35 protein-coding genes and 1 riboswitch are annotated in these 26,979 nt (G+C 64.4%); of the genes, 24 read left to right on the top strand and 11 right to left on the bottom strand.

All coding sequences use genetic code 11. The features are described from left to right. Nucleotides 1-175: 175 nt before the first annotated feature. From ABIC03_RS20280 to ABIC03_RS20240, 9 genes are all read left to right on the top strand, one after another. On the top strand, nt 176-724 hold the full coding sequence (locus ABIC03_RS20280; RefSeq protein ID WP_354060422.1) for a transglycosylase SLT domain-containing protein: 549 nt from the start codon (nt 176-178) through the stop codon (nt 722-724). A gap of 52 nt (nt 725-776) precedes the next feature. Next, nucleotides 777-905: riboswitch (TPP riboswitch) on the top strand. Next, on the top strand, nt 893-1,903 hold the full coding sequence (locus ABIC03_RS20275) for an FAD-dependent oxidoreductase (RefSeq protein ID WP_354060420.1): 1,011 nt from the start codon (nt 893-895) through the stop codon (nt 1,901-1,903). Its footprint overlaps the riboswitch before it by 13 nt. Beyond that, nucleotides 1,894-2,091: a sulfur carrier protein ThiS gene (thiS, locus tag ABIC03_RS20270; protein ID WP_007600772.1), complete on the top strand. Its 198-nt coding sequence runs from the start codon at nt 1,894-1,896 to the stop codon at nt 2,089-2,091. The genes ABIC03_RS20275 and thiS overlap by 10 nt, the downstream gene beginning before the upstream one ends. A gap of 169 nt (nt 2,092-2,260) precedes the next feature. Then, the gene (locus ABIC03_RS20265; RefSeq protein WP_275173969.1) at nt 2,261-3,043 is read left to right on the top strand and encodes a thiazole synthase; all 783 of its coding nucleotides are present in this window, start codon (nt 2,261-2,263) and stop codon (nt 3,041-3,043) included. After that, the gene (locus ABIC03_RS20260) at nt 3,030-3,638 is read left to right on the top strand and encodes a thiamine phosphate synthase (RefSeq protein ID WP_354060417.1); all 609 of its coding nucleotides are present in this window, start codon (nt 3,030-3,032) and stop codon (nt 3,636-3,638) included. Before ABIC03_RS20265 ends, ABIC03_RS20260 begins: the two co-directional genes overlap by 14 nt. A 172-nt stretch (nt 3,639-3,810) precedes the next feature. Continuing rightward, complete coding sequence (gene thiC / locus ABIC03_RS20255) at nt 3,811-5,709, top strand: phosphomethylpyrimidine synthase ThiC (RefSeq protein ID WP_354060415.1); 1,899 nt, start codon at nt 3,811-3,813, stop codon at nt 5,707-5,709. 220 nt (nt 5,710-5,929) lie between these two features. Continuing rightward, nucleotides 5,930-6,220 carry a hypothetical protein gene (locus ABIC03_RS20250; protein WP_354060413.1) on the top strand — a complete coding sequence of 97 codons (291 nt, stop codon included), beginning with the start codon at nt 5,930-5,932 and terminating at the stop codon, nt 6,218-6,220. 49 nt (nt 6,221-6,269) lie between these two features. Beyond that, nucleotides 6,270-6,827, top strand: a complete 558-nt coding sequence (locus ABIC03_RS20245) for a mismatch-specific DNA-glycosylase (protein WP_502916929.1) — start codon at nt 6,270-6,272, stop codon at nt 6,825-6,827. 379 nt (nt 6,828-7,206) lie between these two features. Continuing rightward, on the top strand, nt 7,207-7,857 hold the full coding sequence (locus tag ABIC03_RS20240) for a glutathione S-transferase family protein (protein WP_354060409.1): 651 nt from the start codon (nt 7,207-7,209) through the stop codon (nt 7,855-7,857). A 121-nt stretch (nt 7,858-7,978) separates the two neighbouring features. Here the strand turns inward: ABIC03_RS20240 and ABIC03_RS20235 are convergent, their stop codons facing one another. Further along, the gene (locus ABIC03_RS20235) at nt 7,979-9,562 is read right to left on the bottom strand and encodes an outer membrane protein (RefSeq protein WP_354060407.1); all 1,584 of its coding nucleotides are present in this window, start codon (nt 9,560-9,562) and stop codon (nt 7,979-7,981) included. 156 nt (nt 9,563-9,718) lie between these two features. Here ABIC03_RS20235 and ABIC03_RS20230 point away from each other — a divergent pair, with 156 nt between their 5' ends. Next, nucleotides 9,719-10,411 carry a glutathione S-transferase family protein gene (locus tag ABIC03_RS20230; protein WP_354060405.1) on the top strand — a complete coding sequence of 231 codons (693 nt, stop codon included), beginning with the start codon at nt 9,719-9,721 and terminating at the stop codon, nt 10,409-10,411. Nucleotides 10,412-10,538: 127 nt separating this feature from the next. Here the strand turns inward: ABIC03_RS20230 and ABIC03_RS20225 are convergent, their stop codons facing one another. Next, nucleotides 10,539-10,973: a hypothetical protein gene (locus ABIC03_RS20225; RefSeq protein WP_027519692.1), complete on the bottom strand. Its 435-nt coding sequence runs from the start codon at nt 10,971-10,973 to the stop codon at nt 10,539-10,541. Nucleotides 10,974-11,425: 452 nt separating this feature from the next. On the opposite strand from ABIC03_RS20225, the gene ABIC03_RS20220 reads away from it, so the two are divergent. From ABIC03_RS20220 to ABIC03_RS20210, 3 genes are all read left to right on the top strand, one after another. Continuing rightward, nucleotides 11,426-11,812, top strand: a complete 387-nt coding sequence (locus ABIC03_RS20220; RefSeq protein WP_354060402.1) for a RidA family protein — start codon at nt 11,426-11,428, stop codon at nt 11,810-11,812. Nucleotides 11,813-11,964: 152 nt separating this feature from the next. Continuing rightward, nucleotides 11,965-12,225, top strand: coding sequence for a hypothetical protein (locus tag ABIC03_RS20215; protein ID WP_007613673.1), 261 nt, complete (start codon nt 11,965-11,967; stop codon nt 12,223-12,225). Nucleotides 12,226-12,472: 247 nt separating this feature from the next. Beyond that, nucleotides 12,473-13,108 (top strand): hypothetical protein, encoded by a 636-nt coding sequence (locus tag ABIC03_RS20210; RefSeq protein WP_354060400.1) that lies wholly within the window; start codon nt 12,473-12,475, stop codon nt 13,106-13,108. Nucleotides 13,109-13,112: 4 nt separating this feature from the next. On the opposite strand, the gene ABIC03_RS20205 is transcribed toward ABIC03_RS20210, so the two are convergent. Further along, entirely contained in the window at nt 13,113-13,598 is a 486-nt protein-coding gene (locus ABIC03_RS20205) for a J domain-containing protein (protein ID WP_354060398.1), read from the bottom strand. A gap of 111 nt (nt 13,599-13,709) precedes the next feature. Here ABIC03_RS20205 and ABIC03_RS20200 point away from each other — a divergent pair, with 111 nt between their 5' ends. From ABIC03_RS20200 to ABIC03_RS20190, 3 genes are all read left to right on the top strand, one after another. Next, nucleotides 13,710-14,477, top strand: coding sequence for an SDR family NAD(P)-dependent oxidoreductase (locus tag ABIC03_RS20200; RefSeq protein WP_354060396.1), 768 nt, complete (start codon nt 13,710-13,712; stop codon nt 14,475-14,477). A 216-nt stretch (nt 14,478-14,693) separates the two neighbouring features. Beyond that, nucleotides 14,694-14,942 (top strand): helix-turn-helix domain-containing protein, encoded by a 249-nt coding sequence (locus ABIC03_RS20195; protein ID WP_018454141.1) that lies wholly within the window; start codon nt 14,694-14,696, stop codon nt 14,940-14,942. A gap of 113 nt (nt 14,943-15,055) precedes the next feature. Next, nucleotides 15,056-15,568 (top strand): collagen-like protein, encoded by a 513-nt coding sequence (locus ABIC03_RS20190; protein WP_354060393.1) that lies wholly within the window; start codon nt 15,056-15,058, stop codon nt 15,566-15,568. A gap of 5 nt (nt 15,569-15,573) precedes the next feature. On the opposite strand, the gene ABIC03_RS20185 is transcribed toward ABIC03_RS20190, so the two are convergent. Both ABIC03_RS20185 and ABIC03_RS20180 read right to left on the bottom strand, forming a co-directional pair. Further along, the gene (locus ABIC03_RS20185; RefSeq protein WP_007613682.1) at nt 15,574-15,789 is read right to left on the bottom strand and encodes a hypothetical protein; all 216 of its coding nucleotides are present in this window, start codon (nt 15,787-15,789) and stop codon (nt 15,574-15,576) included. A 96-nt stretch (nt 15,790-15,885) separates the two neighbouring features. Further along, nucleotides 15,886-16,152 (bottom strand): DUF2277 domain-containing protein, encoded by a 267-nt coding sequence (locus ABIC03_RS20180; protein WP_018454139.1) that lies wholly within the window; start codon nt 16,150-16,152, stop codon nt 15,886-15,888. 125 nt (nt 16,153-16,277) lie between these two features. On the opposite strand from ABIC03_RS20180, the gene ABIC03_RS20175 reads away from it, so the two are divergent. The 4 genes from ABIC03_RS20175 to ABIC03_RS20160 all read left to right on the top strand — a co-directional run bounded on the left by ABIC03_RS20175 (nt 16,278) and on the right by ABIC03_RS20160 (nt 18,967). Further along, on the top strand, nt 16,278-17,369 hold the full coding sequence (locus ABIC03_RS20175) for an alpha/beta fold hydrolase (protein WP_354060391.1): 1,092 nt from the start codon (nt 16,278-16,280) through the stop codon (nt 17,367-17,369). 143 nt (nt 17,370-17,512) lie between these two features. Beyond that, complete coding sequence (locus ABIC03_RS20170; protein WP_354060389.1) at nt 17,513-17,857, top strand: hypothetical protein; 345 nt, start codon at nt 17,513-17,515, stop codon at nt 17,855-17,857. A gap of 74 nt (nt 17,858-17,931) precedes the next feature. Beyond that, nucleotides 17,932-18,333 carry a DoxX family protein gene (locus ABIC03_RS20165; protein ID WP_502916928.1) on the top strand — a complete coding sequence of 134 codons (402 nt, stop codon included), beginning with the start codon at nt 17,932-17,934 and terminating at the stop codon, nt 18,331-18,333. 31 nt (nt 18,334-18,364) lie between these two features. Beyond that, a complete protein-coding gene (locus ABIC03_RS20160; RefSeq protein ID WP_354060385.1) occupies nt 18,365-18,967 on the top strand; it encodes an MSMEG_1061 family FMN-dependent PPOX-type flavoprotein in 603 nt (200 codons plus the stop codon). A gap of 85 nt (nt 18,968-19,052) precedes the next feature. On the opposite strand, the gene bfr is transcribed toward ABIC03_RS20160, so the two are convergent. From bfr to ABIC03_RS20145, 3 genes are all read right to left on the bottom strand, one after another. Continuing rightward, on the bottom strand, nt 19,053-19,541 hold the full coding sequence (gene bfr / locus ABIC03_RS20155) for a bacterioferritin (RefSeq protein WP_007600720.1): 489 nt from the start codon (nt 19,539-19,541) through the stop codon (nt 19,053-19,055). 133 nt (nt 19,542-19,674) lie between these two features. Next, on the bottom strand, nt 19,675-19,947 hold the full coding sequence (locus tag ABIC03_RS20150) for a (2Fe-2S)-binding protein (RefSeq protein WP_027570626.1): 273 nt from the start codon (nt 19,945-19,947) through the stop codon (nt 19,675-19,677). Nucleotides 19,948-20,107: 160 nt separating this feature from the next. Beyond that, nucleotides 20,108-20,407, bottom strand: a complete 300-nt coding sequence (locus tag ABIC03_RS20145; RefSeq protein ID WP_275169187.1) for a hypothetical protein — start codon at nt 20,405-20,407, stop codon at nt 20,108-20,110. A gap of 134 nt (nt 20,408-20,541) precedes the next feature. Here ABIC03_RS20145 and ABIC03_RS20140 point away from each other — a divergent pair, with 134 nt between their 5' ends. Together ABIC03_RS20140 and ABIC03_RS20135 are read left to right on the top strand one after the other, a co-directional pair. Beyond that, on the top strand, nt 20,542-20,886 hold the full coding sequence (locus tag ABIC03_RS20140) for a hypothetical protein (RefSeq protein ID WP_275169189.1): 345 nt from the start codon (nt 20,542-20,544) through the stop codon (nt 20,884-20,886). Nucleotides 20,887-21,098: 212 nt separating this feature from the next. After that, nucleotides 21,099-21,383 carry a hypothetical protein gene (locus ABIC03_RS20135; protein ID WP_007613695.1) on the top strand — a complete coding sequence of 95 codons (285 nt, stop codon included), beginning with the start codon at nt 21,099-21,101 and terminating at the stop codon, nt 21,381-21,383. 88 nt (nt 21,384-21,471) lie between these two features. On the opposite strand, the gene ABIC03_RS20130 is transcribed toward ABIC03_RS20135, so the two are convergent. Continuing rightward, nucleotides 21,472-22,698, bottom strand: coding sequence for a lytic murein transglycosylase (locus ABIC03_RS20130; RefSeq protein WP_354060382.1), 1,227 nt, complete (start codon nt 22,696-22,698; stop codon nt 21,472-21,474). A gap of 7 nt (nt 22,699-22,705) precedes the next feature. Then, entirely contained in the window at nt 22,706-24,355 is a 1,650-nt protein-coding gene (ettA, locus tag ABIC03_RS20125) for an energy-dependent translational throttle protein EttA (RefSeq protein ID WP_027519709.1), read from the bottom strand. A 232-nt stretch (nt 24,356-24,587) separates the two neighbouring features. On the opposite strand from ettA, the gene ABIC03_RS20120 reads away from it, so the two are divergent. After that, a complete protein-coding gene (locus ABIC03_RS20120; RefSeq protein WP_275169192.1) occupies nt 24,588-24,803 on the top strand; it encodes a hypothetical protein in 216 nt (71 codons plus the stop codon). A 103-nt stretch (nt 24,804-24,906) separates the two neighbouring features. Next, complete coding sequence (locus tag ABIC03_RS20115) at nt 24,907-25,869, top strand: D-2-hydroxyacid dehydrogenase family protein (protein ID WP_354060379.1); 963 nt, start codon at nt 24,907-24,909, stop codon at nt 25,867-25,869. 4 nt (nt 25,870-25,873) lie between these two features. Here the strand turns inward: ABIC03_RS20115 and ABIC03_RS20110 are convergent, their stop codons facing one another. Continuing rightward, nucleotides 25,874-26,842, bottom strand: a complete 969-nt coding sequence (locus tag ABIC03_RS20110) for an NAD-dependent epimerase/dehydratase family protein (RefSeq protein WP_354060377.1) — start codon at nt 26,840-26,842, stop codon at nt 25,874-25,876. Between the last annotated feature and the right edge of the window lie 137 nt (nt 26,843-26,979).

Genomic DNA, 26,979 nt, shown 5'->3' with positions numbered 1-26,979 from the left:
TGTCGCGAGTTGTCCGCCTGAAGGAACTCCTGCGCCAGCATTGAGTCGTCACAGCGGCTCGGCGCCGCACAAACATTTAACGGTGGCGTTTGGTCACATCATCGCCGCGTTCGGGGGCCTAAACGGCAGCCGGGCGCAGGCGTTCAATCAGTCTCAGGGACCTCCGGGATATCTGATGAAAATTTTACATGTTGCCGCGCTGCTCGCGGCCGGACTGACGTTGCCGCAGGCCGCATTCGCGGGCCAAGCGGAGTACGCCGAGATGGTCGCGGCCCATGCGCGCGCCAACGGCGTGCCGGAGGCGCTCGTGCATCGCGTCATCATGCGCGAGAGCCGCTATCAGCCTGGCCTGGTCGGCCATGGCGGCACCATCGGGCTGATGCAGATCAAGCTCGCGACCGCCCGCGGGGTCGGCTACACCGGCGACGCCGCCGGCCTGCGCGATCCCAACACCAACCTCACCTATGCCGTGAAATATCTCGCCGGCGCCTATCACGCCGCCAATGGCGATCATGCGAGAGCCGTTCGTTATTTCGCCGGCGGCTATTACTACGCCGCAAAGCGGCAGCGGCAGGAGGCCGTCCAAGTCGCCAATATGGGCGAGGCCAATATGAGCGCCCCTTGGCTCGAGCCGAACGGCAATCCGCAGCCGATGTTCGGCACCGTCCCGCACCGTAAGCTCGCCCAGCGCGTTCGCAACGCCCGGGCGCAGGCGCCCAGGTAAGCGCGGTTCCCGCCAAACGCGTTGACCACCCAGTCCTGCTGGCATACATTAGAGCCGTTCCGAGGGGTGCTCCGAGGAGGAGCTGAGATACCGCTAAATGGGCAAATCCGCCCAGGACCGCGGTGACCCTTTGAACCTGATCCGGGTCATGCCGGCGAAGGGACAGGGATGTTGCAGACGACCAAGCGACCGGATTCCCCGGTATCCATCATCGGCGCAGGCATTGCGGGCGCCTGGCAGGCTCTGCTGTTCGCGCAGGCCGGCCACGCCGTCACCCTGCACGAGCGCGGTGACGCCGACATGACCGATGCCACCAGCCATTGGGCCGGCGGCATGCTCGCGCCCTATTGCGAGGCGGAAGTTTCCGAACCGATCATCTCCAGGCTCGGCCTGCGCTCGCTCGACATCTGGCGGCGCGAGCTGCCCGACACGCCCTTCAACGGTTCGCTGGTCGTCGCCCACCCGCGCGAGCGCAACGACTTCGAGCGTTTTGCCCGGATGACCGAAGGCCATCGCCGGCTCGATGCCGCCGGCCTTGCCGAGCTCGAGCCGTCGCTCGAAGGCCGCTTCCGCGACGCGCTGTTCTTTCCGACCGAGGGCCATGTCGAGCCGCGCCGCGTGCTGCCGAAACTGCACGAGCGCATCCGCGCCGCCGGCGGCACCATCAAATTCGACAGTGACGTCGCCGCCACGGACCTAGACGGCATCGTCATCGACTGCCGCGGCCTTTCCGCGCGCGACGAGCAGCCGGAGCTTCGCGGCGTCAAGGGCGAGATGATCCTGATCGAAACCGCCGAGGTGCAGCTCGCGCGCCCGGTGCGGCTGATCCATCCGCGCTGGCCGCTCTATGTGATCCCGCGCGAGGACAATCTGTTCATGCTGGGCGCGACCTCGATCGAGGCCGAGGACACCGGGGTCAGCGTGCGCTCGGCGCTGGAGCTGTTGGGCGCGGCCTATGCCGTGCATCCCGCCTTCGGCGAGGCCCGCATCGTCGAATTCGGCTCCGGCCTGCGCCCCGCTTTCCCCGACAATCTGCCGCGCATCGGCATTCGCGGCAACACGATCAGCGTGAACGGCCTGTACCGCCACGGCTTCCTGATCGCGCCGGCGCTTGCCGAGCTGACGCTTAGCTTTGTCGAGCGCGGCCAGATCGACAATGAGGTGATGCAATGCGCGTGATCGTCAACGGCGAGCAACGCGAGATCAATTCGGCCAGCGTCGACGCGCTGCTCAGCGAGCTCGACTACGAGGGCACCCATTTCGCGATCGCGCTGAACTACGACGTCGTGCCGAAGAGCCGCTGGGCCGAGACCGCGCTGAAGGCCGGCGACGAGATCGAGATCATCACGCCGCGGCAGGGAGGGTGAGGATGATCGCACGTTCTCTCTCCTTGTCGTCCCGGCGAAGGCCGGGACCCATAGCCACCGTCCTTCATTGGGACGGAAGGTCTCTGCCAAGCTGCCCTAAGGGAAATCACGCGGTATGGGTCCCGGCCTTCGCCGGGACGACAGTTGAATTTGAGGAGACACCTTCCCCATGGTGACCTTCTACGGCAAGACCTTCCCCTCCCGCCTGCTGATCGGCAGCGCGCTTTACCCCTCGCCTGCGATCATGCAGTCGGCGATCCGCGCCTCGGGCTCGAACATCGTCACCGTGTCGCTGCGGCGCGAATCCGCCGGCGGCAAGACCGGCGATGCGTTCTGGAACCTGATCCGCGAGCTCGACGTCACCGTGCTGCCGAACACCGCCGGCTGCCGCAGCGTGCGCGAGGCGGTGACCACAGCCAAGCTCGCGCGCGAATTGTTTGCGACGTCCTGGATCAAGCTCGAAGTCATCGCCGACAACGACACGCTGCAGCCCGATGTGGTCGGACTTGTGGAAGCCGCCACCATCCTGATCAAGGACGGCTTTGAGGTGTTCCCCTATTGCACCGAGGATCTCTCGGTCGCCAACCGCTTGGTCGATGCCGGCTGCAAGGTGGTGATGCCGTGGGCCGCGCCGATCGGCAGCGCGAAGGGCATCACCAACCGCGATGCGCTCAAGCTGATGCGCGAGCGGCTGCCCGATATCACGTTGGTGGTCGATGCCGGCATCGGCGCGCCCTCGCATGCGGCGCAGGCGCTCGAGCTCGGCTACGACGCCGTGCTGCTCAACACCGCCATCGCAAAAGCCGCCGATCCCGTCGCGATGGCCAACGCTTTCCGCCTCGGCATCGAGGCCGGCCGCACCGCTTACGAAGCCGGGCTGATGAACGCCCGCGATTTCGCCTCCCCTTCCACCCCTGTCGTTGGGACACCCTTTTGGCATGCCGTATCCTGATCGCTTCTATCCAGTCGTCGACAGCCTCGCTTGGGTCGAACGCCTGACCAGACTCGGCGTCGGCACCATCCAGCTGCGGGCAAAAGACCTCGACGATTCGCAATCGCTGCAGATGGTCACCGATGCGCTCGCGATCACCGCGGGCACGCAAGCCAAGCTCGTCGTCAACGACTATTGGCGCGCGGCGATCGTCGCCGGCGCAAAGTATCTGCATCTCGGCCAGGAGGACCTTGCCGACGCAGACCTCGGCGCCATCCGCGAGGCCGGCCTGTCGCTCGGCGTCTCCACCCATGACGATGCCGAGCTGGAAACGGCGCTGGCCGCAAAACCCGACTATGTCGCGCTGGGCCCGATCTTCTTCACCACCTTGAAGTCGATGCGCTTCGAGCCGCAGGGCATTCCAAAGATCGCGGAATGGAAGAAGCGCATCGGCACCATCCCGCTGGTCGCGATCGGCGGCATCAAGTTCGAGCACGCCGCGGAGATCTTTGCCGCCGGCGCGGATTCCATCGCCGTCGTCAGCGACGTCACCCAGAACGCCGACCCCGATGCGCGGGTGCGGCAGTGGCTCGGCCTGTCCGCGGAGGCGGCGTGATGCGTGCGCCTCACTCTCTCACCCCGTCATTGCGAGCGCAGCGAAGCAATCCAGAGTCTCTCCGCAGAGACAGTCTGGATTGCTTCGTCGCAAGAGCTCCTCGCAATGACGGAGCAAATGATCACCAGCGTCGTTTCGGCGCACACACAACCGAATTAAACCGGAGGATCCCATGAACATCCGCTCCAATCCCGACAAGACCGTCCCCGCCGTCACCACCGGCCCGCTGCCCTCGTCGCGAAAAATCTTCGCCTCGCCCGATGCCGCCCCTGATCTCCGCGTGCCCTTGCGCGAGATCATCCTGTCCGAAGGCGCCGGCGAGCCGAACCTGCCGGTGTACGATACCTCCGGGCCCTACACCGACCCGTCCGTGACCATCGACGTCAACGCCGGTCTCGCGCGCGGCCGCAAGGCCTGGGTGCTGGAGCGCGGCGGCGTCGAGGAATATCAGGGCCGGCAGATCAAGCCGGAGGACAATGGCAGCGTCTCCACCGACAAGGCCGCGCGCGCCTTCTCGGCCTATCATCAGCCGCTGCGCGGCCTCGACGGCCACAAGATCACCCAGCTCGAATTCGCCCGTGCCGGCATCATCACCAAGGAGATGATCTACGTCGCCGCCCGCGAAAATCTCGGCCGCAAACAGCAGCTCGAACGTGCCGAAGCAGCCCTCGCCGACGGCGAAAGTTTTGGCGCCGAAGTCCCCGCTTTCATCACCCCGGAGTTCGTCCGCAGCGAGATCGCCCGCGGCCGCGCTATCATCCCCTGCAATATCAACCACAGTGAGCTCGAGCCGATGATCATCGGCCGCAACTTCCTGACCAAGATCAACGCCAATATCGGCAACTCGGCGGTGACCTCGTCGGTCGAGGAAGAGGTCGAGAAGATGGTGTGGGCGATCCGCTGGGGCGCCGACACCGTGATGGACCTCTCCACCGGCCGCAACATCCACACCACCCGCGAATGGATCCTGCGCAATGCGCCGGTGCCGATCGGCACCGTTCCGATTTATCAGGCGCTGGAGAAGTGCGACGGCGATCCCGTCAAGCTGACCTGGGAGCTCTACAAGGACACGCTGATCGAGCAGTGCGAACAGGGCGTCGACTATTTCACCATCCACGCCGGCGTGCGCCTGCAATATATCCACCTCACCGCCAGCCGCGTCACCGGCATCGTCAGCCGCGGCGGCTCGATCATGGCGAAGTGGTGCCTGGCGCATCACAAGGAAAGCTTCCTCTACACCCATTTCGACGAGATCTGCGACCTCATGCGCAAGTATGACGTCTCGTTCTCGCTAGGCGACGGCCTGCGCCCGGGCTCGATCGCGGACGCCAACGACCGCGCGCAGTTCGCCGAACTCGAGACGCTCGGCGAGCTCACGAAGATCGCCTGGGACAAGGGCTGCCAGGTCATGATCGAAGGCCCCGGCCACGTGCCGATGCACAAGATCAAGATCAACATGGACAAGCAGCTCAAGGAATGCGGCGAAGCGCCGTTCTACACCCTCGGGCCCCTGACCACCGACATCGCGCCGGGCTATGACCACATCACCTCCGGCATCGGTGCAGCCATGATCGGCTGGTTCGGCTGCGCCATGCTCTGCTACGTCACGCCGAAGGAGCATCTCGGCCTGCCCGACCGCAACGACGTCAAGGTCGGCGTCATCACCTACAAGATCGCCGCCCACGCCTCCGATCTCGCCAAGGGCCACCCGGCAGCCCAGCTGCGCGACGACGCGCTCTCCCGCGCCCGATTCGACTTCCGCTGGAGCGACCAGTTCAACCTCGGCCTCGACCCCGACACCGCCAAGAACTTCCACGACGAGACCCTGCCGAAGGAAGCTCACAAGGTCGCCCATTTCTGCTCGATGTGCGGCCCAAAATTCTGCTCGATGAAGATTACCCAGGACGTGCGGGACTACGCGGCGACGCTGAACGATCCGAACGGCGTCGGCATGTCGATGGGCGGGACCGCCGAGGACGGCATGGCCAAGATGAGCGCGAAGTTCAAGGAGATGGGCGAGAACTTGTATCTGGATGCGGAGAAGGTGAAGGAGAGCAATCGGGTGTTGTGAGCGCCCCTTCCTCGCCATGGCGGGGCTTGCTCGGGCATCCATCGGAAGCGAAGCCGGGCGAGAGCTCGGCTTCATTTTTGATGACATCCATCTAGATGTACAGCTTCCGAATAGGTCCGACCGGCACAATACTTGAACCCACAACGGACGCTTCGTAACCTTGAGTATCCGTCGTGGAGCCTTTCCCGAGCCGATGAGAAGACGAGAGGAGAAAGCAATAATGCAGCCAGCCGTTGAGCGCCTTGCTCAAATCGGCCCGTTGCCGAGTTCAAGTGCTGCCACCGCGCCGGAATTGCGGGAACTGGAAGTTTTGCTCGGCGAAGTGCAAACACCGATTACGGATGACGAGGCAAAAGCTTTGGTGCGGCTGTTCGGGCCAGATGATTGTCTCGGAATTGCTTGGTCGCTGCTTCACTTGATCGAGACATCTCCCGGCTGGCCAATTGAAGGTGCTCTCCATGGCCTAAACGGCGAGTGGATCGATAGACTGAAAGAGCGCGGAGCGCATTGACTGTAGCCGGGATGAGCGAAGCGACATCCCGCATTGACAGCCCACCCAAATGCCGCCCCCGCTCACACGGGCTGCAGCTCCACGGATAGACAATTTGCCCGAAGCCCCGCTGCACCGCCTCCCGGACCAACTCCTCCCCAACCTCCGCCTCGTCTTCGTCGGCACCGCCGCCAGCACTCGTTCGGCCGAGCTCGGGCACTACTACGCCCATCCCGGCAACCGCTTCTGGCGCGCAATCCATGAGGCCGGGATCACGCCGCGGCGCTACCAGCCGGGCGAGTTCGCCGCGCTGATCGAGCTCGGGATCGGCTTCACCGATCTCTCCAAGTCGGGCGCCGGGATGGATCACCAGATCGCGGCTGAGACGATCGACGTGCCGGGGTTCAGGGCCAAGATCGAGAAGTTTCGCCCGAGGACGATTGCGTTCACGAGCAAGAAGGCGGCGAGCCTGTTTTACGGCAGGCCATCGAGCGGGATTGCGCTGGGGCGGCAGCCGCGCGTTGAGAGTTTGCCCGAGGTGTTCGTGCTGCCTTCGCCGTCCGGGGCGGCGTCCGGGCATTGGACGCTGGAGCCGTGGCGGGAGTTGGCGGCGTGGATCGGTTCGTAAGGCAGGTTGAGAATATCGCCAACACTCAGCCCTCGTCCCGGCGAAGGCCAGGACCCATACCCTCAGAAGACGTTTTGCGATAACTGGTCGCTCGGTATTGTGACTACCCGCAACCGACAAATTACGCGGTATGGGTCCCGGTCTTCGCCGGGACGACACTGTGGATTGGGCAACACGATACCGCCAAAATGGACGCGGGTAAGCTGTCGGAATCTGCCCGCGTCATTCGTCCTCCGCACGCAAACTACGAAACCGAGCGGCGCTGCCGCATCCCCGTCATTGCGAGGAGCCCTTGCGACGAAGCAATCCAGACCTTCTCCGCGGTGGTAGTCTGGATTGCTTCGCTGCGCTCGCAATGACGACGAATGGAGATCTCCCGATGCCTCCCACCATCACCGCCTTCGCAAACTCGCCAGACCGCGGCAAGGGACAGGCGCGCGACATGCGGGTGCGCTGGGCGCTGGAGGAAGTCGGCCAGCCTTATGATGTCCGCCTGGTGTCGTTCGCGGCGCTGAAGGACCCGGCCCATCTCGCACTGCATCCGTTCGGGCAGATTCCGACCTATGAGGACGGCGATCTCGCCCTGTTCGAATCCGGCGCGATCGTGCTCCATATCGCGGAGCGCCGTGCCGGGCTGCTGCCGACTGAGCCAAACGCCAGGGCCCGCGCGATCGCGTGGATGTTTGCCGCGCTGAGCACGCTGGAGCCGCCGATCGTCGAGCTCGGGATGGCCATGCTGTTCGAGCGCGACAAGAGCTGGTACGCGGAGCGGCTGCCGATGCTCAGGGATCGCGTCCGTGTCAGGCTCGGCGAATTGGCCCGCCGCCTCGGCGATGCCGACTGGCTCGACGGCGCGTTCAGCGCCGGCGATCTCATGATGGTGACCGTGCTGCGCCGGTTGAACGCATCGGGTCTGCTGGATGCGTATCCAGATATCGCCGCCTATGTCGCCCGCGGCGAAGCGCGGCCGGCGTTCAGGCGGGCATTCGATGCGCAATTGGCGGTGTTCAAGGCTGCGCCGGCTTCGTAACCCGGATGGAGCGGCTTGTCGGCCGTAGCTCGGAGAGCGAAAGCGGAAGCGCAATCGGGGACCACCGCCCCGCATTCCGCTCTGCTCCTTGCGGGCTACGAGACCGTCGCTACGCTCCCACTCACTGAAACCGATACGTCACCCCGAACGTCGCCAGATGCGTCCGCATCGCGACGTCGTAGGTGCTAGCGGACGGATTGCGGCTGGCGTCGGTGGCGGATCTGGCGAAGGTGAAGGACGAACTGCCGTAGTCGGCATAACGATATTCGGCGCGTGCCAGCCACTGGCCGAAGAGCGCGGTTTCGATGCCGCCGCCGGCCGTCCACCCTGCTTTTGTGGTTGACCCCGTGATGATCGCCGGCGTCAACCCGAAAAGGCCGCAGACGACGCTGACGCAGGTCGAGGTCAGCTCGTAGTTCTGCCAGGCCACGCCGCCGGTCGCGTAGAGCAGCGTCTGCGGTGTCACGAGATAGCCGAGCCGGCCCCGCAGGCTGGCGTCCCATTTGGTGCGAATCGCCAGGCTCTCGCCGCGCGACTGGGAGTCGGCGAGCGATATGGTGGTGAAGCCTTCGCGCGTGGTGGTGCTGTCGGCAAAACCAAATTCGCCTTCGACGCCCGCGGTCCATTGCGGGGCGAACTGCCAGAGATAGCCGGCATAGGGGTTGACGTGGAACGCGGTGTTGTCCATCGGGCGAATGGTGGCGCGCTGCGTCAGATCCTCGGGGAAGCCGGCACGCGATTCCGACGTCGTGATGAGATCGGTGCGCGTGGCGCGCGCACCCAGGCCCAAGCCCACATACGCGCCGGTCCAGGACGGCAGGATCGCGGCCTGCGCGGCCAGCGGATGCGAACGGCCGCCGATGACGGGCTCGCCGAACTTCCAGGCGAGGCCGACGCTTGCGGAGTGGGTCCGCAAGCTCGCGTCGAAATTGTCGACCGTGAGCACCGGGCCTGCGGTCGCCGTGCGCGTGAAATTGAACGCCGCGGCGCCGAAATCCGCGTAGCGATACTCGGCGCGCACGAGCCAGTTGCCCCAAAGCGCGGTCTCAATGCCGGCACCTAATGTCCAGCCGGTACTGGTTGCGGACTTCGAGATCAAATTGGGTGCGAGGCCGTTGCTGGCACAGCTGGCGCTGACGCAGACCAGGGAGACGTCATAGTGCTGCCAGGCGAGGCCGCCGGTGACATAGATCAGCGTCGCCGGCGTCAGCAGATAGCCGGCGCGGCCGCGCAAGGTCGCATCCCAGCCCGCTTTGACCGACAGGCTGTCGACCCCAAAGGTCGACGAGCCGGCCCAGGGCGAGGCGCGAAACCCGGGGAGTGCCGTGGTCTTGTCACCGAAGCCGATATCGCCTTCGACGCCGACAATCCAACTAGGTGCGACCTGCCAGTTGAAGCCGGCATAGGGATTGACGCGAAAGGCGGTGCCGTCGAACGGCTGGGTGAGCACGGCTCGCGTCAGGTCGCGGGCAACGCCGTCTTGCAGCACTGACGTGGTGGTGAGATCGGCACTGGTCGATCGAAAACCGAGGCCGAGCCCGGCGTAGAATCCGGTCCAGGACGAGGCCACGAGCGGCGGCGCTTTCGTGTACGGTTTTGGCGCGATGTCCGCGGCCTTCGCCGGTGCGACGAGAGCCAGTCCGGCCAAAAATGCCGTGCCACAGCACAGGGCGGCAATCACTCGGCGGGTCGATGAACGTCGCATGTCGGGCCTTGGGTCGCTGCAGGAATGTCGAGCGATTCCATACTGCGAACGGGCGACGCCTATCGTCCTCCGATCGAAGGAGGCGGCGCACAAAGCGCGAGACTGTTGCAAGGGCGTCACTGCGGCGATACGACTTCAGCTTGAGGAGCGCGTCCGATGCTGACCCTCTACTCCTATCCAGACCTGTTCGGCGTCGCCGACAACAACGGCTACGGCCTCAAGGTCTATGCCTTCCTGAAACTCGCTTGCGTACCGTTCGTGCATGAGCATGTGTTCGATGGCTCCGCGGCGCCGCGCGGGCAGCTGCCCTATATCGTGGATGACGGCGAGACGCTCGGCGACAGCGAGACCATCATCGCGCACGCGATCGCGAAATACCGCCTGACCATCGACGCGGGGCTTTCACCGGAGCAGCGCCGCATCAACCACTTCGTCACGCGCATGCTCGACGATCTCTACTGGGTGATGTCGTATTCGCGCTGGAAGGACGAACGCTATTATCCCGCGTTCCGCGACGCCTTCATCGCGCAACATCCGCAGATCGACGCGGCAGGGTTCGAGAAGGCGAAAGCGTATAATGCGCAGCGCTATCATTTCCAGGGCATCGGCCGCTACACGCCCGAGCAGGCCTATGCGCGGGGACTCGCCGATCTGCAGGTGCTGGCGGAGATCGTGCCGGCGGCCGGCTTCATCCACGGCGCGACGCCTGCCAGCATCGATGCCGGCATCTACGGCTTCATCGCCAACATCTATTACTTCCCGATCCCGACGCCGCTGAAAACCTTCGTCGATGCGCACGCAAATCTCGTCGCGCATTGCGAGAGGGTGCATGCGATGGTGAGCGCGTAGTCCGCAGGTCTCGTAGGGTGGGCAAAGCGAAGCGTGCCCACCAACTTTTCGTATGCGGCTGACACCGTGGTGGGCACGGCGCTTGCGCGCCTTTGCCCACCCTACGGCAAGTCCTCCGGCACTCGCCCTACCGCATCGTGATCGCGAGCCCGCTCAGATCCGCATTCGCCATCAGGCCGACCTGCGTGCCGGACAGCTCGAGCACGGCGCCCTTCTGGTTGGTCAGCACGATCGCACGCGCGCCGCGACCCACCGCGATGCCCGCACCGGCGGCGCCGTAGACGCCGGCGATGTCGGAGGGCCGGTTGATGTTGGAGACGCGGCCGCGCAGCACGGTCTTGGAGCCGCCGAAGACGAGGCCGTAGTCGAGACCGCCGGTCGAGAGCGAATAGGCGCGGCCGCGGAAGTTCAGCACGCCGGAGCCGCCGGAGCCGCCGATGATCCAGCCCGCCTTGTAGATCGTCAGCACCACGGTGCCGCCGTCGGCCAGCGCCGAGGTCGAGAGGCCGGCGAGCGCGGCAATGCCGACCAGCGCGGCGCGAAGGGTGGATGCGAACTTCATTGGGGGTCTCCGGGGGCTATTCTTCAACGAGGGAAACGAATCAGACGCAGCGAATGTATCCGATGCATCGCGGCGGCAACATGATGGGGGCGGCATTGAGGCGCGAGCTGCAGCAGCGCATTCAACTGTCATCGCCCGGTTTAACCGGGCGATCCAGCATTCCAGAGACCGCGGTGTGATACGGAGACGCCGCGGCGTACTGGATGCCCCGGTCGAGCCGGGGCATGACGGCGGAGCTTGGCGCGACAAGACGCTCACCCGCCATCATGCCATTCTGCTCCTGTTTTGCCCGACGGAGCAACGATTATTTTGCTTTTCCCGAAGTCAAAAAGAAACATCAATGATTTCCGCCGGATGCCTACTGTGCATGGGGTTGTTTTCGCGTTTTTTGTTGGAGGCGCCCTGGCCTGCCGCTACGCTTGCGCTTCCAGCCGTCCATCCAAGGTGATCCCATGCCGATCCAGCATTTCGCGCCCCCGCCCCACGTCAAGGCGCCGCCGCTGTCCTTTGCCACGCGCGCCGGCGATCTCCTGTTCGTCTCCGGCATTCCCGGCTTCGACGCGAGCGGCGCGCTGCCCGAAGGCTTCGAGGCGCAGTTCGCCAATGTCGTCGTCAACATCAAGCGCGTGCTGGCGGAGGCCGGCGCTGGCATTCGTGATCTCGTCAAGGTCAACGTGCTGCTGACCCGCGCCTCCGATGTCGCTGCCATGAACGCGCTCTATGCCGGCGCCTTCGGCCCGCCACCCTACCCTGCCCGCACCACCTGCGTGGTCCACGCACTGCCCGATCCGAAGATGCTGATCGAGATCGAGGCGGTGGCATCGCTGGCCAAGGGATAGACGTGTGATAGTCAGGCGACAGTCAAGGCATAAGGGTCATCCGAACAGCCGACCAACGGCTGACATGTCCGTGAACGGTCGCCGCCCCGCTTGCCAGCCGCACCATTTTGCCGCACCAGTTTCTGTCTCACGTTCCCATCAGGAGATATTTCATGCGTCGCGTTCTCGCCCTCTGTGCCGTTGCCGGCATCGCCACCTCCGTGTTCGCCGTGCCGGCCTCTGCCGCGGTCGGCTATTACGTGATCCGCTGGGACAACACCGGCATCTGCCAGGTCTGGAACGAAGACCTCAAGTACAAGCCGTTCCAGTGGGGCGTGTCGACCTACAAGGTCGTCAGCAAGCCGCTCCCGACCTTCACGGCCGCCTCGGAGCTCCAGATCAAGCTGCGCGCGGAGCGCCGCTGCACGCTCTAAGCGTGACGCGACAGATCGGATTTGAAGGGGCGGATCGCGCAAGCGGTCCGCCCTTTTCTTTTGGGACGGACAACTGGCTTTCCGGGCGAAATCACGCAATTCCGCGCACGCGCTTTGAACCTGGCCGGTTGGCGGACCTACTCACATCTTTCCCGGGCGCACCCCCAAGCGTCCCGCGCCAACCAGCATCCTTGCCTGCTTGTTTTTGCACGCTCGTTCTTTCACCTCCTGGCCTTGGAGCCAATCGATGCGCGCACCGGCGACAGCAACGATTTTCGCCGCATTGCTCCTGCTCGCCGCAACGGCGAACGCGCAGGCCCCGCAATCCTTTCGCGTGATCTCGCCGGTGTTCGGCCAGTTGGTCAGCTTCGCGATGCCTTCGAATTTTTCCGTGGTGTTCGAGAACACCACGGGCGTCCACTACATCCGCGAGGCCGTGCTGAGGGGCGAGACGCCTGAACGCTGGACCGAGATGATCACCGTGACCGGCGAGAAGGGCATGACGCTCGCTCCAGGGGCATCGCCGGAGAAATTCGCGGGCTCGATCGCGAGCGGTTTCCAATCCGCCTGCCCCGACAGCTTTGCGGCAAGGCCGCTCGGCGCCACCACGTTCGGCCGCTTCGAAGGTTTCGTCGCCGTGATCGGCTGCGGCCGCGTGGATAGCGGCCCGACGCGGCACAGCGAGACCGCACTGCTGGTCACGCTGAAGGGCACGAGCGACTATTACACGATCCAGTGGGCCGAGCGCGGCCCCGAAACCGACGAGCCGCCGGTGAACGACAACCGCTGGCAGGCGCGTTTGCGCGCGCTCAGCCCGATCGAGCTCTGCCCGATCGTAGCAGGCGAAGCCGCGCCCTATCCGAGCTGCGTGAACAAGAGCTGAGCCCTCACGCGTCCTTGTACGCGCGGGGATGGATCAGGACATCGCGCGCGGCGGCGAGGTCGATGAAGGCTTGCGCGCTGCCGCCCTGGTCGGGGTGCATGCCCTTGGCCGCGCGGCGATAGGCCTGGTTGATGTCCTCGCAGGTGAGCTGCACCGCGAGCGGCAGGCCGAGCACCTTGCGGGCGCGATCCTCGCTGGACAATTTTTTCGGCGCAGCATTGCGGCGGCCGAAGCGCGGCGCGGTCAGGTCGTGAATGACGTCGAGCACCACACCGAGACGGCGGCGGGCCGCCAGCGTGACACTGTGATCGTCGTTGTCCACGGCCTGGCGCAGCACCGGAAGCGCCTGCTCGGCAGCCTGACGCAGCATGGTATCGGTGCTCATCCGCGCGATCTCGGCCACCAGCCGGCCCGCCTCGGCCCAATCGGCGCCGTCCGCCGACCGCAGGCGTTCGAGTGCCAGTTTCCAGGATTCAAGCCGTTCCATCATGCGCGCAACGTTTAGCAATCAAGACCAGTATGCCAAGGCCGCCGTTTCCGACCCCTTAATTTCGAGTTAGCCTTTCATGAAACTTCGAAAAGAAATCGGGAGGAAATTGTCATGGCATTGCTCGCAAACCACATCGCGATCGTCACGGGCGCCGGTTCGGGCATCGGCCGGGCCATCGCGGCCGGCTACGCCCGCGAGGGCGCGCAAGTGGTGCTGCTCGACGTCAACGCCGACACGGTCGCGGAAGCCGCCGAGGGCATCCGCAAGTCCGGGGGCAAGGCCGAGAGCTTCGCCCTCGACGTGACCAAACGCGACGACTGCTTTTCGCTCGCCAGGCAGGTCGCCGACAAGATCGGGCAGGTCTCGATCCTCGTCAACAATGCCGGCATCACCCGCCGCAACGCCTTCACCGCCGAGCCGGAGACGGTGGCGAAGGACTGGAACGACATCATCTCGCTCAACCTCAACGGCGTCTTCAACATGACGCAGGCGTTCCTCAGCCCGTTGCGCGCAGCCAAGGGTCGCATCGTCAATATCGGCTCGATCCAGTCCTTCGTGCATCTGCGCACGCCGAGCTCGGCCGCCTACACCACCTCGAAACACGGAGTGCTCGGCTTCACCAAGGCGCTCGCGGTCGAGCTTGGCAAGGAGGGCGTGCGCGTCAATGCGATCGGGCCGGGCTTCATCGAGACCAACATCAACGCCAATGTGCGCGCGACCAATCCCGCGCTGGTGCAGGCCTTCGTCGATCACACCCCGCTGGCGCGCACCGGCAAGCCCGAGGACATCGTGGGTCCAGCGATCTTCCTTGCGTCGGATATGTCAGCCTACGTCACGGGAACGATCGTGATGGTGGACGGCGGATACCGGACCGTGTGAGCGAGCCTGCTTTGTAATGCGGAGTATGCTCGCAGGAATATGCAGTCCGTGCCAATCGCGGCGGTGCGGCGGCATTCCCAAGGTCAATTGGTGCGATCGCCCCGCGGTTAACCTTTCGTTAACCAAACCCGCCCACCGTAGATTTACGGCTTGGGGGTCGTTTGTTCTCGATCCGCTTCCAAAGACGGAAGCGGGCGTTGATCGGGGAGTGTGTCGATGACCACTGTTCATGTCGCTGCGTCCGAACCGGGCGCGTATGTCCTTTCACCGAACCAGATCGTTCCGCTGCTGATCGGCGCGACCGTCGACGAGGTCGAGCGTGAGCTCGTGCTCCAGACGCTCGCGCGCTGCGACGGCAATCGCACGCGCGCGTCGCGCGTGCTCGGCCTCTCGGTGCGCACGCTGCGCAACAAGATCAGGCTCTATGCCGCCTCCGGCATCGAGGTCCCCGCCTATCACGACTAGCGCGCGACGTGCCGCCGATTGGTGTTGATCATGCCCAGGCGCGAGCCCGGGCGGAATTGCTGCTGTCGTCAAACGCCGCTAATTAGCTTGCTTCCGGTCAAGGGAGCAGTGGCGTGGCAGACGAACAAAAACGGCAGGGACCTCAGGGACCGCGCGGACGGCAGGGCGAACCGGGGCGGCCGGGACCGCAGGGTCATCCAGGCAAGCGCGGGCCGGATGGCGCGCGCGGCAAGCCGGGTCCGCAGGGCAAGCCGGGTCCGGTCGGGAAGGCCGGACCGCTGGGCAAGCCCGGTCCGCAAGGCAAGCAGGGCGAAGCCGGACCGCGCGGGGTGGCCGGTGCACAGGGACCTGTCGGACCGCAAGGGCCGGCGGGGCCGCAGGGCCCGCGTGGCGAGCCCGGTCCGCCCGGCCCATTGCCGTCGATCGAACAGGTGTTGCCGTGGCTCGATCAACTGTTCGATGCCTGGGACGAGCGCCGCCGCCAGCGCGAGCATGAAGCCGCCGAGCGCGAGGCGCTCGAGGCAGCCGTGCAGGAGACCGACGATGCGCCCCTCGGTCACGAGGACGAGGACAGCGAAGGCGATCTCAGGAAAAAGAAGAAAAAGAAGAAGCACGGCAAGGACTGACGAATCTATTTCGTCCCGTTCTCACGTCGCGGCAGCATGCCCATGCGCTCGAACTGCCAGCGCATGGCGCGGTACCAGAGATAGCCGACCGCTGCGCCGCACAAGGCCAAGATCACGACGCTCGCGCTCGAGAACGAGCCACTCCACCACGTCATCCACGCGGTCCACAGCAGCGTGAAAACGATGGCACCTGCTTTCAGCGGAAGAAGGGGGCGGCTCATGGTCGTGCTCCGGGGTGTCAAAAGCCCGGCGAACATCATTGCGCGTTGCGACCGCTTCCACCGTGAGCCAAGTCACGGAACGGACGCGCGAGCCGCCTAACCGAAGCGCAGCCGCGAACGTTCCTTGGCCTTTTCCGCCTCGACCTCACGGTCGCGTGCCGGGGCGTGGGTGTGCAGCGACGTCAGCAGTTTTCGCGCAGCCTCCGAGACCTCCGCCACCGCACGATCGAAGGCCGCCTCGTTGGCCTGCGACGGCTTGTTGAAGCCGGACAGTTTGCGAACGAACTGGAGTGCGCTGGCGTGGATCTCGTCCTCCGTCGCTTCCGGCTCGAAGTTGAACAGCGTCTTGATGTTGCGGCACATGCAGTCTCTCCTGACCTTTCCCTCGAGGACGAACGGCGAAAACGAAATCCTACATCCTTCCGGACAGTTCTGCTAAGTTCCGCCGCAACGCGGCCGCCGACCAGAGCCGCACGGGGGGAATAAACATGAAAGCTTCTTGCGCGGCACTGTCAGCCATCCTGTTGTCCGTCTCGTTGTCGGCCATCTCGACATCCGCATGGGCGGCCGATTATCCGGCGCCGAAACAGGGCGACTGGGTCGCCAGGAACTTCAAGTTCCACACCGGCGAGACCATGCCGGAGCTGAAGCTGCACTACACCACCGTGGGTGAACCCAGCGGCCAGCCGGTCCTGGTGCTGCACGGCACCGGCGGCTCGGGCGCGAGCATGCTGTCATCAGCGTTTGCCGGCGAGCTGTTCGGCGCGGGACAGCCACTCGATGCCTCCAAATACTACATCATCATTCCCGACAATGTCGGCCATGGCAAATCGTCAAAGCCGTCCGACGGGATGAAGACGAGCTTCCCGAAATACAATTACGACGACATGGTCGAAGCCCAGTATCGCCTGGTCACGGAAGGGCTCGGCATCAAGCACCTGCGGCTCGTCATCGGCAATTCGATGGGCGGCATGCACACCTGGCTATGGGGCGAGAAATATCCGAAGGCGATGGACGCGCTGATCCCGATGGCCTCGCAGCCGACCGAGATGGCGTCCCGCAACTGGATGCTGCGGCGGATCATGCTCGACACCATCCGCAGCGATCCCGACTACAACGGCGGTAATTACACCGGCCAGCCGCGCATGATGAAATACGCGATCACCGCCTACGGCATCGCGAGCATCGGCGGAACGCTGGCCTATCAATCGCAGGCGCCGACGGCGGCCAAGGCCGACAAGATCGTCGACGAGCGGCTGGCCATGCCGATCACGGCGGATGCCAACGACTTCGTCTACCAGTGGGAGTCCTCGCATGACTACAATGCCGGCGAGAAGCTGGAGGCTATCGAAGCGTCGCTGCTGCTGATCAATTCCGCGGACGACGAACGCAACCCGCCCGAGACCGGCATCACGGACGCCGCGATGACGCGGGTCAAGAACGGCAAGCTGTATCTCATCCCCGCCAGCACCCAAACGCGCGGCCACGGCACCACCGGAAACGCAAAATTCTACAGCGAGCAGGTCCAGCAATTGCTGCAAGCCGCGCCGCAGCAAACGATCGAATCTGCGCGTCGCTGATTTTGCATCGCATCACCGGCCGTCTACCCCGCATATTATTTGAGCATGCATTACGCTGGCGGCTCGGGCTTAATCGCATCGATGTACGAATCGACGCGTGAGACAATCACGCGTATGGCACGACACGCGATGAGGAGGATCGCATGCACAGGCTCGCACTGTGCGTTTGGCTGACCGCGCTGACGAGCGCCGCTTTCGCGTTCGACAACGGGCAATATGATCACGTCCCGCCCGACATCCGCGCCTGGTTCAAGAGCGTGATCGCACCGAACGGCGTGCCCTGCTGCGACGTCTCCGACGGCCATCGCACGGAGTACGACGTGCGCAGTGGCGCCTATTGGGTGCCGATCGAGGGACAATGGATGGAGGTGCCCGAGCGCGCCATCATCCGCGACCGCGGCAATCCGGTCGGTCAGGCCGTGGTGTGGTACGTCCGTCACCGCGGAGCCATCATCATCAGTTGCTTTGTGCCGGCGGACGCGGTGTAGCGCGCGATAGCGCCTCGGCGCCGCGCGTGCTAGTTCGACCGATGGCTCCTGCGAACGACAGAACACACGCTGTCATGCGCTTTGTGCTGGCAGCGTTTTACATCGCGGCTGGCATCGCGCATCTCCTTGTTCCCGACAAGCTGCTTGCGATCACGCCGGCCTGGGTTCCGTTTGCAACACAACTGATCCTCATCACTGGCGTCTGCGAGATCGCGGGCGCGATTGCGCTGGTGACGAAGCCGCTGCGCTGGTGGGCGGGCGTTGCGCTCGCGCTCTATGCGCTTTGCGTGTGGCCGGCAAACATCAAGCATGCCCTGGAGGGCATCGACCTTCCACCCATCCCCAACAGCTGGCTCTATCACGGGCCGCGGCTGGCGCTTCAGCCGATGCTGATCTGGTGGGCCCTGTACTGCGCGGGCGTGATCGACTGGCCGTGGCGGCGCGACAAGGGGGATAGCGATCGGGCCGAGAGATGATATTCTCGGGCATTCAATCAGGGAGACCTTCGTGACTGATCTTTGCGCCGAAGACCTCGCCACCATCTATGCCCAGCCGAGCCCGCGCGTGATCGCGAAAGCGCGTCCCGCGATCGATGCGCATGCGAAGAAATTCATCGAGATGTCGCCGTTCTGCGTGCTCGCGACATCGGGAGCGGGCGGCAGCGTCGATGCCTCACCACGCGGCGGCGGCACTGGCTTCGTCCACGTCGCCGGCCCCAACCAGCTGCTGATGCCTGATCGCTCCGGCAACAACCGGATCGACAGTTTTCGAAATGTCGTCGAGGGCTCGGGCTTCGTGCATCTGTTGTTCTTCGTCCCCGGCATCGACGAGACGCTGCGCGTCGGCGGCCGCGGTACGCTGCCGGCCGATCCGGACCTACTCGCGTCGATGGTGGAGTTTGGCAAGTCGCCGCGCGCGGTGCTGAACGTCGCCGTCAGCGAAGTCTATTTCCACTGCGGCAAGGCCCTGATGCGCTCGAAGCTGTGGTCATCCGAGAAGGTGCCGCGCTCGGTGATGCCGAGCATCGTCGAGGTGGTCCACGAGCAGACCGGTCTTGGTGAGCCGCAGAGTCAGGAGATGGTGGAAGAGCTCTACAAGACGCAGTTGTAGCTGGCGTCCAGGCTGTCGTTCCGGCCTGGTGCGCATTTGCGCATCAGGCCGACACGGAATTTGTGGGCAGCGCTAACGCGCCAAACTAATGTCCCTCGCCCTCGAGCCCACCAACGTGCTTCTGGGTATAGAGTTCGAGGCCGATGCGGCCGATCAAGTCGAGCTGGGTCTCGAGGAAGTCGATGTGGTGCTCCTCGTCGCTCATCAGCTTCTCGAACAGGTCGCGCGTCACGTAGTCCTTGACGCTGTGGCAGTAGGTCGCCGCTTCCTGGTACAGCGCCCGCGCGCTCATCTCGGCGGCGAGATCGCACTCGATGATCTCCTTGACGTTCTGGCCGATACGCAAGGGATCGAGCACCTGCATGTTCGGGAAGCCGTCGAAGAACAGGATCCGCTCGGTAAGCTTGTCGGCGTGCTCCATCTCCTCGATGGACTCCTTGCGCCAGACCTTGGACATGTCCCGCAGGCCCCAATTGTCGAGGAAGCGGTAGTGCAGCCAATACTGGTTGATCGCAGTCAGCTCGTGACGCAGTGCCTTGTTGAGATAGTCGATAACTTTTGCGTCGCCCTGCATGGTTCACTCCAGCTCTTGCAGTCCAAATCGGCCGTAAACCGAGTTTAGAACGCTTCTAAATGGGTTTGAGGACTGGAGCAACCGGCTACGGGGACGCAGCCGGGGAAAAGCTCAGCCAGGGTTGCGGAAGATTTCAGCAGGCCGCGAGGGCGAACTCGGCCGGCTGAGCCGTCTCGTCATTGGCAGCCACAGTGTGGTTGTGCGGGCAGCCGGAGCAGCAGGACGAGGCACAGGGGCCGAGCGCTTCGTCGATAATGGTCTTGATCGTCCGAGCACAGCGGCCGCATTCGGCGCTACAGCCGAGACAACCATAAACCTGCTTTGCATGGCGCACAGCGTCGTCGGACTCGGCGACGGCGGCGCGGATGTCGTCATCGCTCAGCACGTTACAGGAACAAACGATCATGGAAGCGGCAGGCCCTTTGGTGATGCGCCATCATCGATATTTAAGGGGCCGGCCGGATGCAAAAGGAAAAAGCGGAATTTGAAGCTATTCCAAACTAGCCCGGAACAGCCTAGAACGGCTCTAAAATAGGGCCTTGCGCTGGATCAAGATTGCGGCGGATCTAGTCGCCCCCGCCGCCTCCACCATCGCCGCCGCCCCCGCAATCTCCGCCACTACTGCCGCTATCGCTGCTGGAGCAGCTGCCGCTGTCGGCCGGGCTGCCGGAACTATCGCTGGAAAACCAGCTCCCCAACGAGAAGCCGTCGCTGGTGCCCGTGGAGGTGTCGCCACCGCTGTTGCCGCTGGCCCCGGCGCGGGAGCGCCGCTGGCCGCGGTTCTGGAGATGGGTGATCCAGCCGTAGCCGATCGCGGAGACGATCCCGGCAGCGATCAATGCATTTATCATCGCGTTGCCCACCATCACCCTCCCCTGGCTGAGCTGCGGTCCATGCTAATTGGTCGTCCCCGGCAACGGTGCGTTCATTGATCATTCAATCGAAATATGGAACTTTACCGCCAAAGAGTTCCCGCGTGTTTTGCTCGAAAGGTCAGCCAATGAAGAAGTCGCTCCTGGCAATCGCTGCCGTCGCCGCTGTGGCCCTTAGCGCCGCTACACCAGCCCAGGCGCAACGCGGCGTCGCCGCGGGCGTGGCGGCCGGAATCATCGGCGGCGCCATTGTCGGTGGGGCGCTGGCCTCTCCGTACTATTACGGGCCCGGCCCTGGCCCCGGCTACGCATATGGTCCGGGATATAGCCCGGGCTACTATCCGCCGCGCTACTACGCACCGGGCCCGGGCTACGTCGCCGACGACTATTACGGCGACGGCTGCGTCTGGCAGAAGCAGCGCTTCTGGGACGGTTATGCCTGGCGCGTCCGCCGCGCCAGAGTCTGTGGCTGAAGTCGTCCCAGGCCGGTTCATTCCGGATGCGCCGTTCATCCAGGGGCCTGAAAAAGACCGCTTTTTCTCGTCACAGCTCCGTGTGCGTTTACCGCGGATTGACCATTTGCGCGCTTCCTAGCTGCAAGGCCAAATCCATCAGAGTCTGCGTGAACCTTTGAACCCCGGGCGCTCCTAACAAGGAGCATCCATCTCTCAGGAGAGCTAAGCGTATGAAGAAGACTTTAGTTGCCGCCCTCACGGTTGCGACGATCGCCGGTTCGCTGGTGACTGCCACGCCGTCCGCCCAGGCCCATGACGGCGTCGGCGTCGGCATCGCAGCCGGCCTGATCGGCGGCGCGATCGTCGGCGGCGCCATCGCATCGAGCCGTCCCGCCTATGGTGGACCGGTTTATGTGGCCGAGCCCGGCCCGCCGCCCCCGCCCTGCTACTGGCAGCGCCAGCGCTACTGGGACGGCTACGGCTGGACCGTCCGCCCGGTTCGCGTTTGCTACTGATCTGATCGCACGGCGCTCATGAGCGCCGCGATCGAAGCCCGGCCGAGCACCTCGGCCGGGCTTTTTCTTTTAGCTGGCCCTGCAGCAGCTATCGCGCCGCCTGGATTGAGCGCAGCACCTCTTCGCTTGGCCAGCAATCGACCTTGAGCCCTGCCGACTTCTGGTAGGCGCCCAGCGCAGCGCGCGTCTGCATGCCGGCCTTGCCGTCGATCTTATCCTTGTAGAGTCCGACGCGCGTGAGCCCGCGCTGCATCGCCTCGACGTCCTTGGTTCGCAATTGCTTCGAGGCAGACCACGCCGTCGCGAACGGTTGCGGGCTCGTCATGCGGTCGGCGAGATGGCCGACGAACAGCACGTAGAGATCGGAGAAATTGTATTCCTTGATGACGAAGTAGTTCTTCGTGGTCAGGAAGGACGGGCCGTAGATGCCTTCCGGTTGCAACAGCGAGGCCGGGTGAGCCTGCTCGGCGGCAGTGAGCTTTTGTCCACGCACCGGCACAAAGCCTTCGCGCAGCCACTGGCCGATCGGCTTCGTCACCTCGGGCACGCCGGCGGTGCAATCGACCTTGGCCGGTGCCTGCACCTCGTAAGCCCAGCGCACGCCGCTCTGCCAGCCCTTGTTGACGAGCTGCTGCGCGGCGGAGGCCAGCGCATCCGGCACCGAATGCCAGATGTCGATGCGGCCGTCGCGGTCGAAATCGACGCCGTGCTTGTAATATTCGGACGGCAGGAATTGCGTGAGCCCGGTCGCGCCGGCCCAGGACGAGCGCATGTCCTTGCGTGTCACCACGCCGTCGCCGAGAATTTTCAGCGAGAGGATGAACTCGTTGCGATAGGTGTCCTTGCGGCGGCCGACATAGGCCTGCGTCGCCAGCACGCGCACGAGATCGTAAGGCAGTGTGTAGCGGCCGTAGTCGGTCTCGCGGCCCCAGATCGCCAGCATGACGGTGGCGGGCACGCCGGAGTTTTTCTCGATCTCGGTCAGCGCCTGACGATGTTTTTGGAGCAGCCGCTGCCCCTCGCCCGCAAGCCGCGCGATCGAGGCTTCCCTGACATAGTCGGCCGGCACCTGCACGAACTCGGCCTGCGACGGCGCACCGGTCGCTGGGCGCCCCGGCAGAATGAGATCCGGCAGCTTGTAATCAGGCTCGAGCCCGCGCGTCTCTCGCTCGAACGTCGCGCGCGACACGCCGGCGGCCTCCGCCTCCGGCCACTGCGAGGCGATGAACTGGGTGAAGGCGGCGTCGGCGGCGCGGACGGGCGACAGGCCACAGGTGATAGCGATCACCGCAGCTATGAGCACCCGCCGCATCATGCTGAGATCACCGCGTCAGCTTCTTGTACTTCACGCGATGCGGAATGATGCTGTCCTGGCCGAGCCGGCGCATCTTGTCCTTCTCGTAGTCCTGGAAGTTGCCCTCGAACCATTCGACATGGCTGTCGCCCTCGAAGGCCAGGATGTGGGTCGCGATGCGGTCGAGGAACCAGCGATCATGGCTGATGATGACGGCGCAGCCGGCGAAATCCTCCAGCGCCTCTTCGAGCGCACGCAAGGTGTCGACGTCGAGGTCGTTGGTCGGCTCGTCGAGCAGCAGAACGTTGGCGCCTGATTTCAGCATCTTCGCAAGGTGCACGCGGTTGCGTTCACCGCCGGAGAGCGCGCCGACTTTCTTTTGCTGGTCGGCGCCCTTGAAGTTGAACGACGAACAATAGCCGCGCGAATTGACTTCCCTCTTGCCGAGCAGGATCAGCTCGTTGCCGCCGGAGATCTCCTCCCACACGTTCTTGCTGCCGTCGAGCGCGTCGCGCGACTGGTCGACGTAACCGAGATGAACGCTTTCGCCGACCGTGATGGTGCCCTTGTCCGGCTGTTCCTGCTTGGTGATCATCCTGAACAGCGTGGTCTTGCCGGCGCCGTTGGCGCCGATCACGCCGACGATACCGCCGGGCGGCAGCTTGAAAGTGAGATCGTCGATCAGCATGCGATCGCCGAAACCCTTGCTGAGCCCTTCGAAGTCGACCACGTTCTGACCTAGGCGCTCGGCCACTGGAATCGTGATCTGCGCGGTCTGGGTCTGCTTTTCGCTCGCCTGTTTCAGCAGTTCGTCATAGCGCTGATAGCGCGCCTTGGATTTAGCCTGGCGGGCTTTCGGCGAGGATGCGATCCATTCCTGCTCGCGGGCCAGCGTCTTCTGATGCGCAGCGTCCTCGCGGCCCTCCTGCTCGAGCCGCTTCTGCTTCTGCTGCAGCCAGGACGAGTAATTGCCCTCGTAAGGGATGCCCTTGCCGCGATCGAGCTCGAGAATCCAGCTCGTGACATTGTCGAGGAAGTAGCGGTCATGGGTGACGATCAGGATCGCGCCGGGATAGTTGCGCAGATGGCCTTCCAGCCACGACACCGACTCCGCGTCGAGATGGTTGGTCGGTTCGTCCAGCAGCAGGAGCTCGGGCTGATCGAGCAGCAGCTTGCATAGTGCGACGCGGCGGCGCTCACCGCCGGAGAGTTTCGACACGTCGGCATCGTCGGGCGGACAGCGCAGCGCGTCCATGGCCTGGTCGACCTTGCTGTCGAGATCCCAGAGGCCCTGGGCCTCGATCTCGTCCTGCAGCTTGGTCATCTCGTCGGCGGTCTCCTCGGAGTAGTTCATCGCCAGTTCGTTGTAGCGATCGAGGATGGCCTTCTGCTTGGCGACACCCAGCATGACGTTCTCGCGCACGCTGAGAGCCGGATCGAGATGCGGCTCCTGCTCGAGATAGCCGACGCGGGCGCCCTGGGCGACCCAAGCCTCGCCGTTGTACTCCTTGTCAAGGCCGGCCATGATCTTGAGCAGCGTCGACTTGCCCGAGCCGTTGACACCGAGCACGCCGATCTTGGCGTCCGGGTAGAACGACAGATGGATGTTATCGAGCACCTTCCGGGTCGGGTAGCTCTTGGTCAGGCCCTGCATGAAATAGATGAACTGGCGCGCCATCGGTCCCGAAAACCTTCGATTTGAGGAAATTTGCTTGCCGCCGATGTAGCGATCCCGCCCCCAAAGGGCAATGTTTTCCCTCCGTTCACCACGGATGAATACGGGACGGACACCATCCCGCCGCCGATCCGGACAATTGAAACTATCTTTTAATAAATCAGGCCAAAGCTCGGTTTCGCGCGGAAACAGCGCCACCCGCTCAGAATGAACGGGAGCACAGCGAGACAGCGTCATGGCCATGATCGAGACCAATTCCCTTCCCGTTCCGGCGGAAGCCGGCAGCGCCTCCGCGTTCGCCTCGGAGATCAAGGGCTTCTGGAAGCGCTTCTTCGCCACCGCTTTCAACCCCTACCGGCCCGAACTGCATTACATGCGCGGGCCCGGCCCCGCCTGGCGCGCCAAGCACGGCATGAATGCGCCGATCCGGCTCAAGCCCCGCGACCTCTGAGCCTCATCACCTGTCGGATTTTTGAAGACGCGAACGGCTTGCGCACGGTCCTGATTGCGCGCAACCATGGCCTGGTTCCACCTCTCGCTATGGAAGAACGCTGATGACGCGGCTGCGCTGTGCAATTCTCGACGACTATTTCAACCTCGCCCTCGATGTCGCCGATTGGCAAAGCCTGTCCGACCGCATCGACGTCACCGTGTTCAGCCATCCCTTCGCCTCCGAGCAGGCCGCGGCGAGCGCGCTGGCCGATTTCGAGATCGTCTGCGCGATGCGCGAGCGCACCGCGTTCCCCAAGAGCCTCTTCGAGAGCCTGCCGAAGCTGAAGCTGCTGCTGACCTCAGGCATGCGCAACGCCTCGATCGACATGGAGGCCGCCAAGGCGCGGGGCGTCACCATCGGCGGCACGCAATATTCACGCGATCCGACCGCGCCCCTCACCATGGGCCTGATCCTGGAACTGACCCGCGGCATCGGCCGCGAGAACGCGCGCATGCATGCGGGCGAGCCCTGGCAAGCCTTTGCCGGCGTCGAGATCGAGGGCTTGACGCTCGGCGTCGTCGGGCTCGGCAAGCTCGGCAGCAAGATGGCTCATATCGCGACGGCGTTCGGCATGAACGTGATCGCCTGGAGCCCGAATCTGACCCCGGAGAAGTGCAAGGACGCCGGCGTCGGCTACGCCACCAAGGAGGAGCTGTTCGCCAAGGCCGATATCGTCAGCATCCATGTGGTGCTGAGCGAGCGCTCTCGCGGGTTGGTCGGGGCTGCCGACCTCGCCCGGATGAAGCCGACGGCCTTCCTCGTCAACACCGCGCGCGGGCCGATCGTGGACGAGCAGGCGCTGCTCGAGGCGTTGCAGCAGAAGAGGATTGCAGGTGCCGGCATCGACGTATTCTCGGTCGAGCCGCTGCCGACGGACCATCCTTTCCGCAAGCTCGACAATCTCGTGCTGACGCCGCATCTCGGCTACGCCACCGAGGACGGCTTGCGCATCCATTACGGCCAGATGGTCGAGGCGATCGACGCCTTCACCAAGGACAGCGAGCTGCCGCGGAAGCTGGCCTGAAGCCTCAGGCCGCCCAGCGGTGGCTGGTGGGCTGCCGTGCCGCATCGGCAAAGCCGCCGCGCCAAGAGGCATGCGCCGGCAGCCAGCCGAGCTCGCGCTTGGCCTTACCGTTGGATGCTCCGCGCACCTCCGTCATCATTGCAACCATGTGCTCGCCCGCAAGCAGGCGCCCGAGCCAGGCGGGAATGTGACGCGGCGGCTTCGCACCAAGCAGTTCGGCCAGCGCGGGCAACCAATCCTTCACCAGCGCCGGATGATCGTCGACGATATTGTAGATGCTGCCGGCGCGTCCGCGTTCGAGCGCGGCAAGCGTGGCAGAGGCGGCATCTTCGGTGTGAATGAACGACCACGTGCCGCCGCCATCGCCGATCACTGGCACACGCCGGTGACGCAGCTGGTCGATCATCGCCGGCGAGAGCGTTCCGGTGCCAGGTCCATAGAAGAATCCATAGCGCAGCACGATGCCCTCCGGCTTCGTCGAAGCGCTGACGCTTCGCTCCAGATACCGGATTGCCTCAAGCGTGCGCCGTAGCTCTCGCGGCGGATGCGGGTCGAGCTCATCGGTCTCGGTCTTCACCGTTCCCCCGGCGCGACTGAAGGTCCAGCCGCAGAAGCTTTGCGCGATGAAGCGCCTAGCGCCGGCCTCGCGTGCGGCGTTGAGCAGAATGTCGGTTCCGCGGGTGCGGAGCTCGTTGGTTCGCTTGAAAGCCCGATCGAAATGCCGGAGGTCCGTAGCAGCCGCGAGATCTGTCATCTGGTGGATGACGGCGTCGGGCTTTGCCGCAATCACCGCAGCGCGCATACTGTCGGCATCGAGGCCGTCGGCGACGACCGGCTCCGCACCCAATCGCCGCACAAGCTCTGTTTTCGCTGCACTCCGTGTCGTGCCGATCACCGAATGACCCGCGGCGACCAGCGCCGGAACAAGATACTGACCGACCGCGCCGGTCGCGCCCGCAACAAAGATGCGCATCCTGTGCTCCTCAATTCGTTGCAATCCTCCCGGACGTAATCGAGGTGCGGAGCCGTTCAAGCATGCGCAAGCGAGACATGCGCATGGGTCAAATGACGACGGCGCGTGACCGAAGATCACGCGCCGTATCAGATCAA

This window comes from Bradyrhizobium sp. RT6a (genome assembly GCF_040547675.1).
Classification (GTDB): domain Bacteria; phylum Pseudomonadota; class Alphaproteobacteria; order Rhizobiales; family Xanthobacteraceae; genus Bradyrhizobium.
This window is presented reverse-complemented; position numbering and strand designations above follow the sequence as displayed.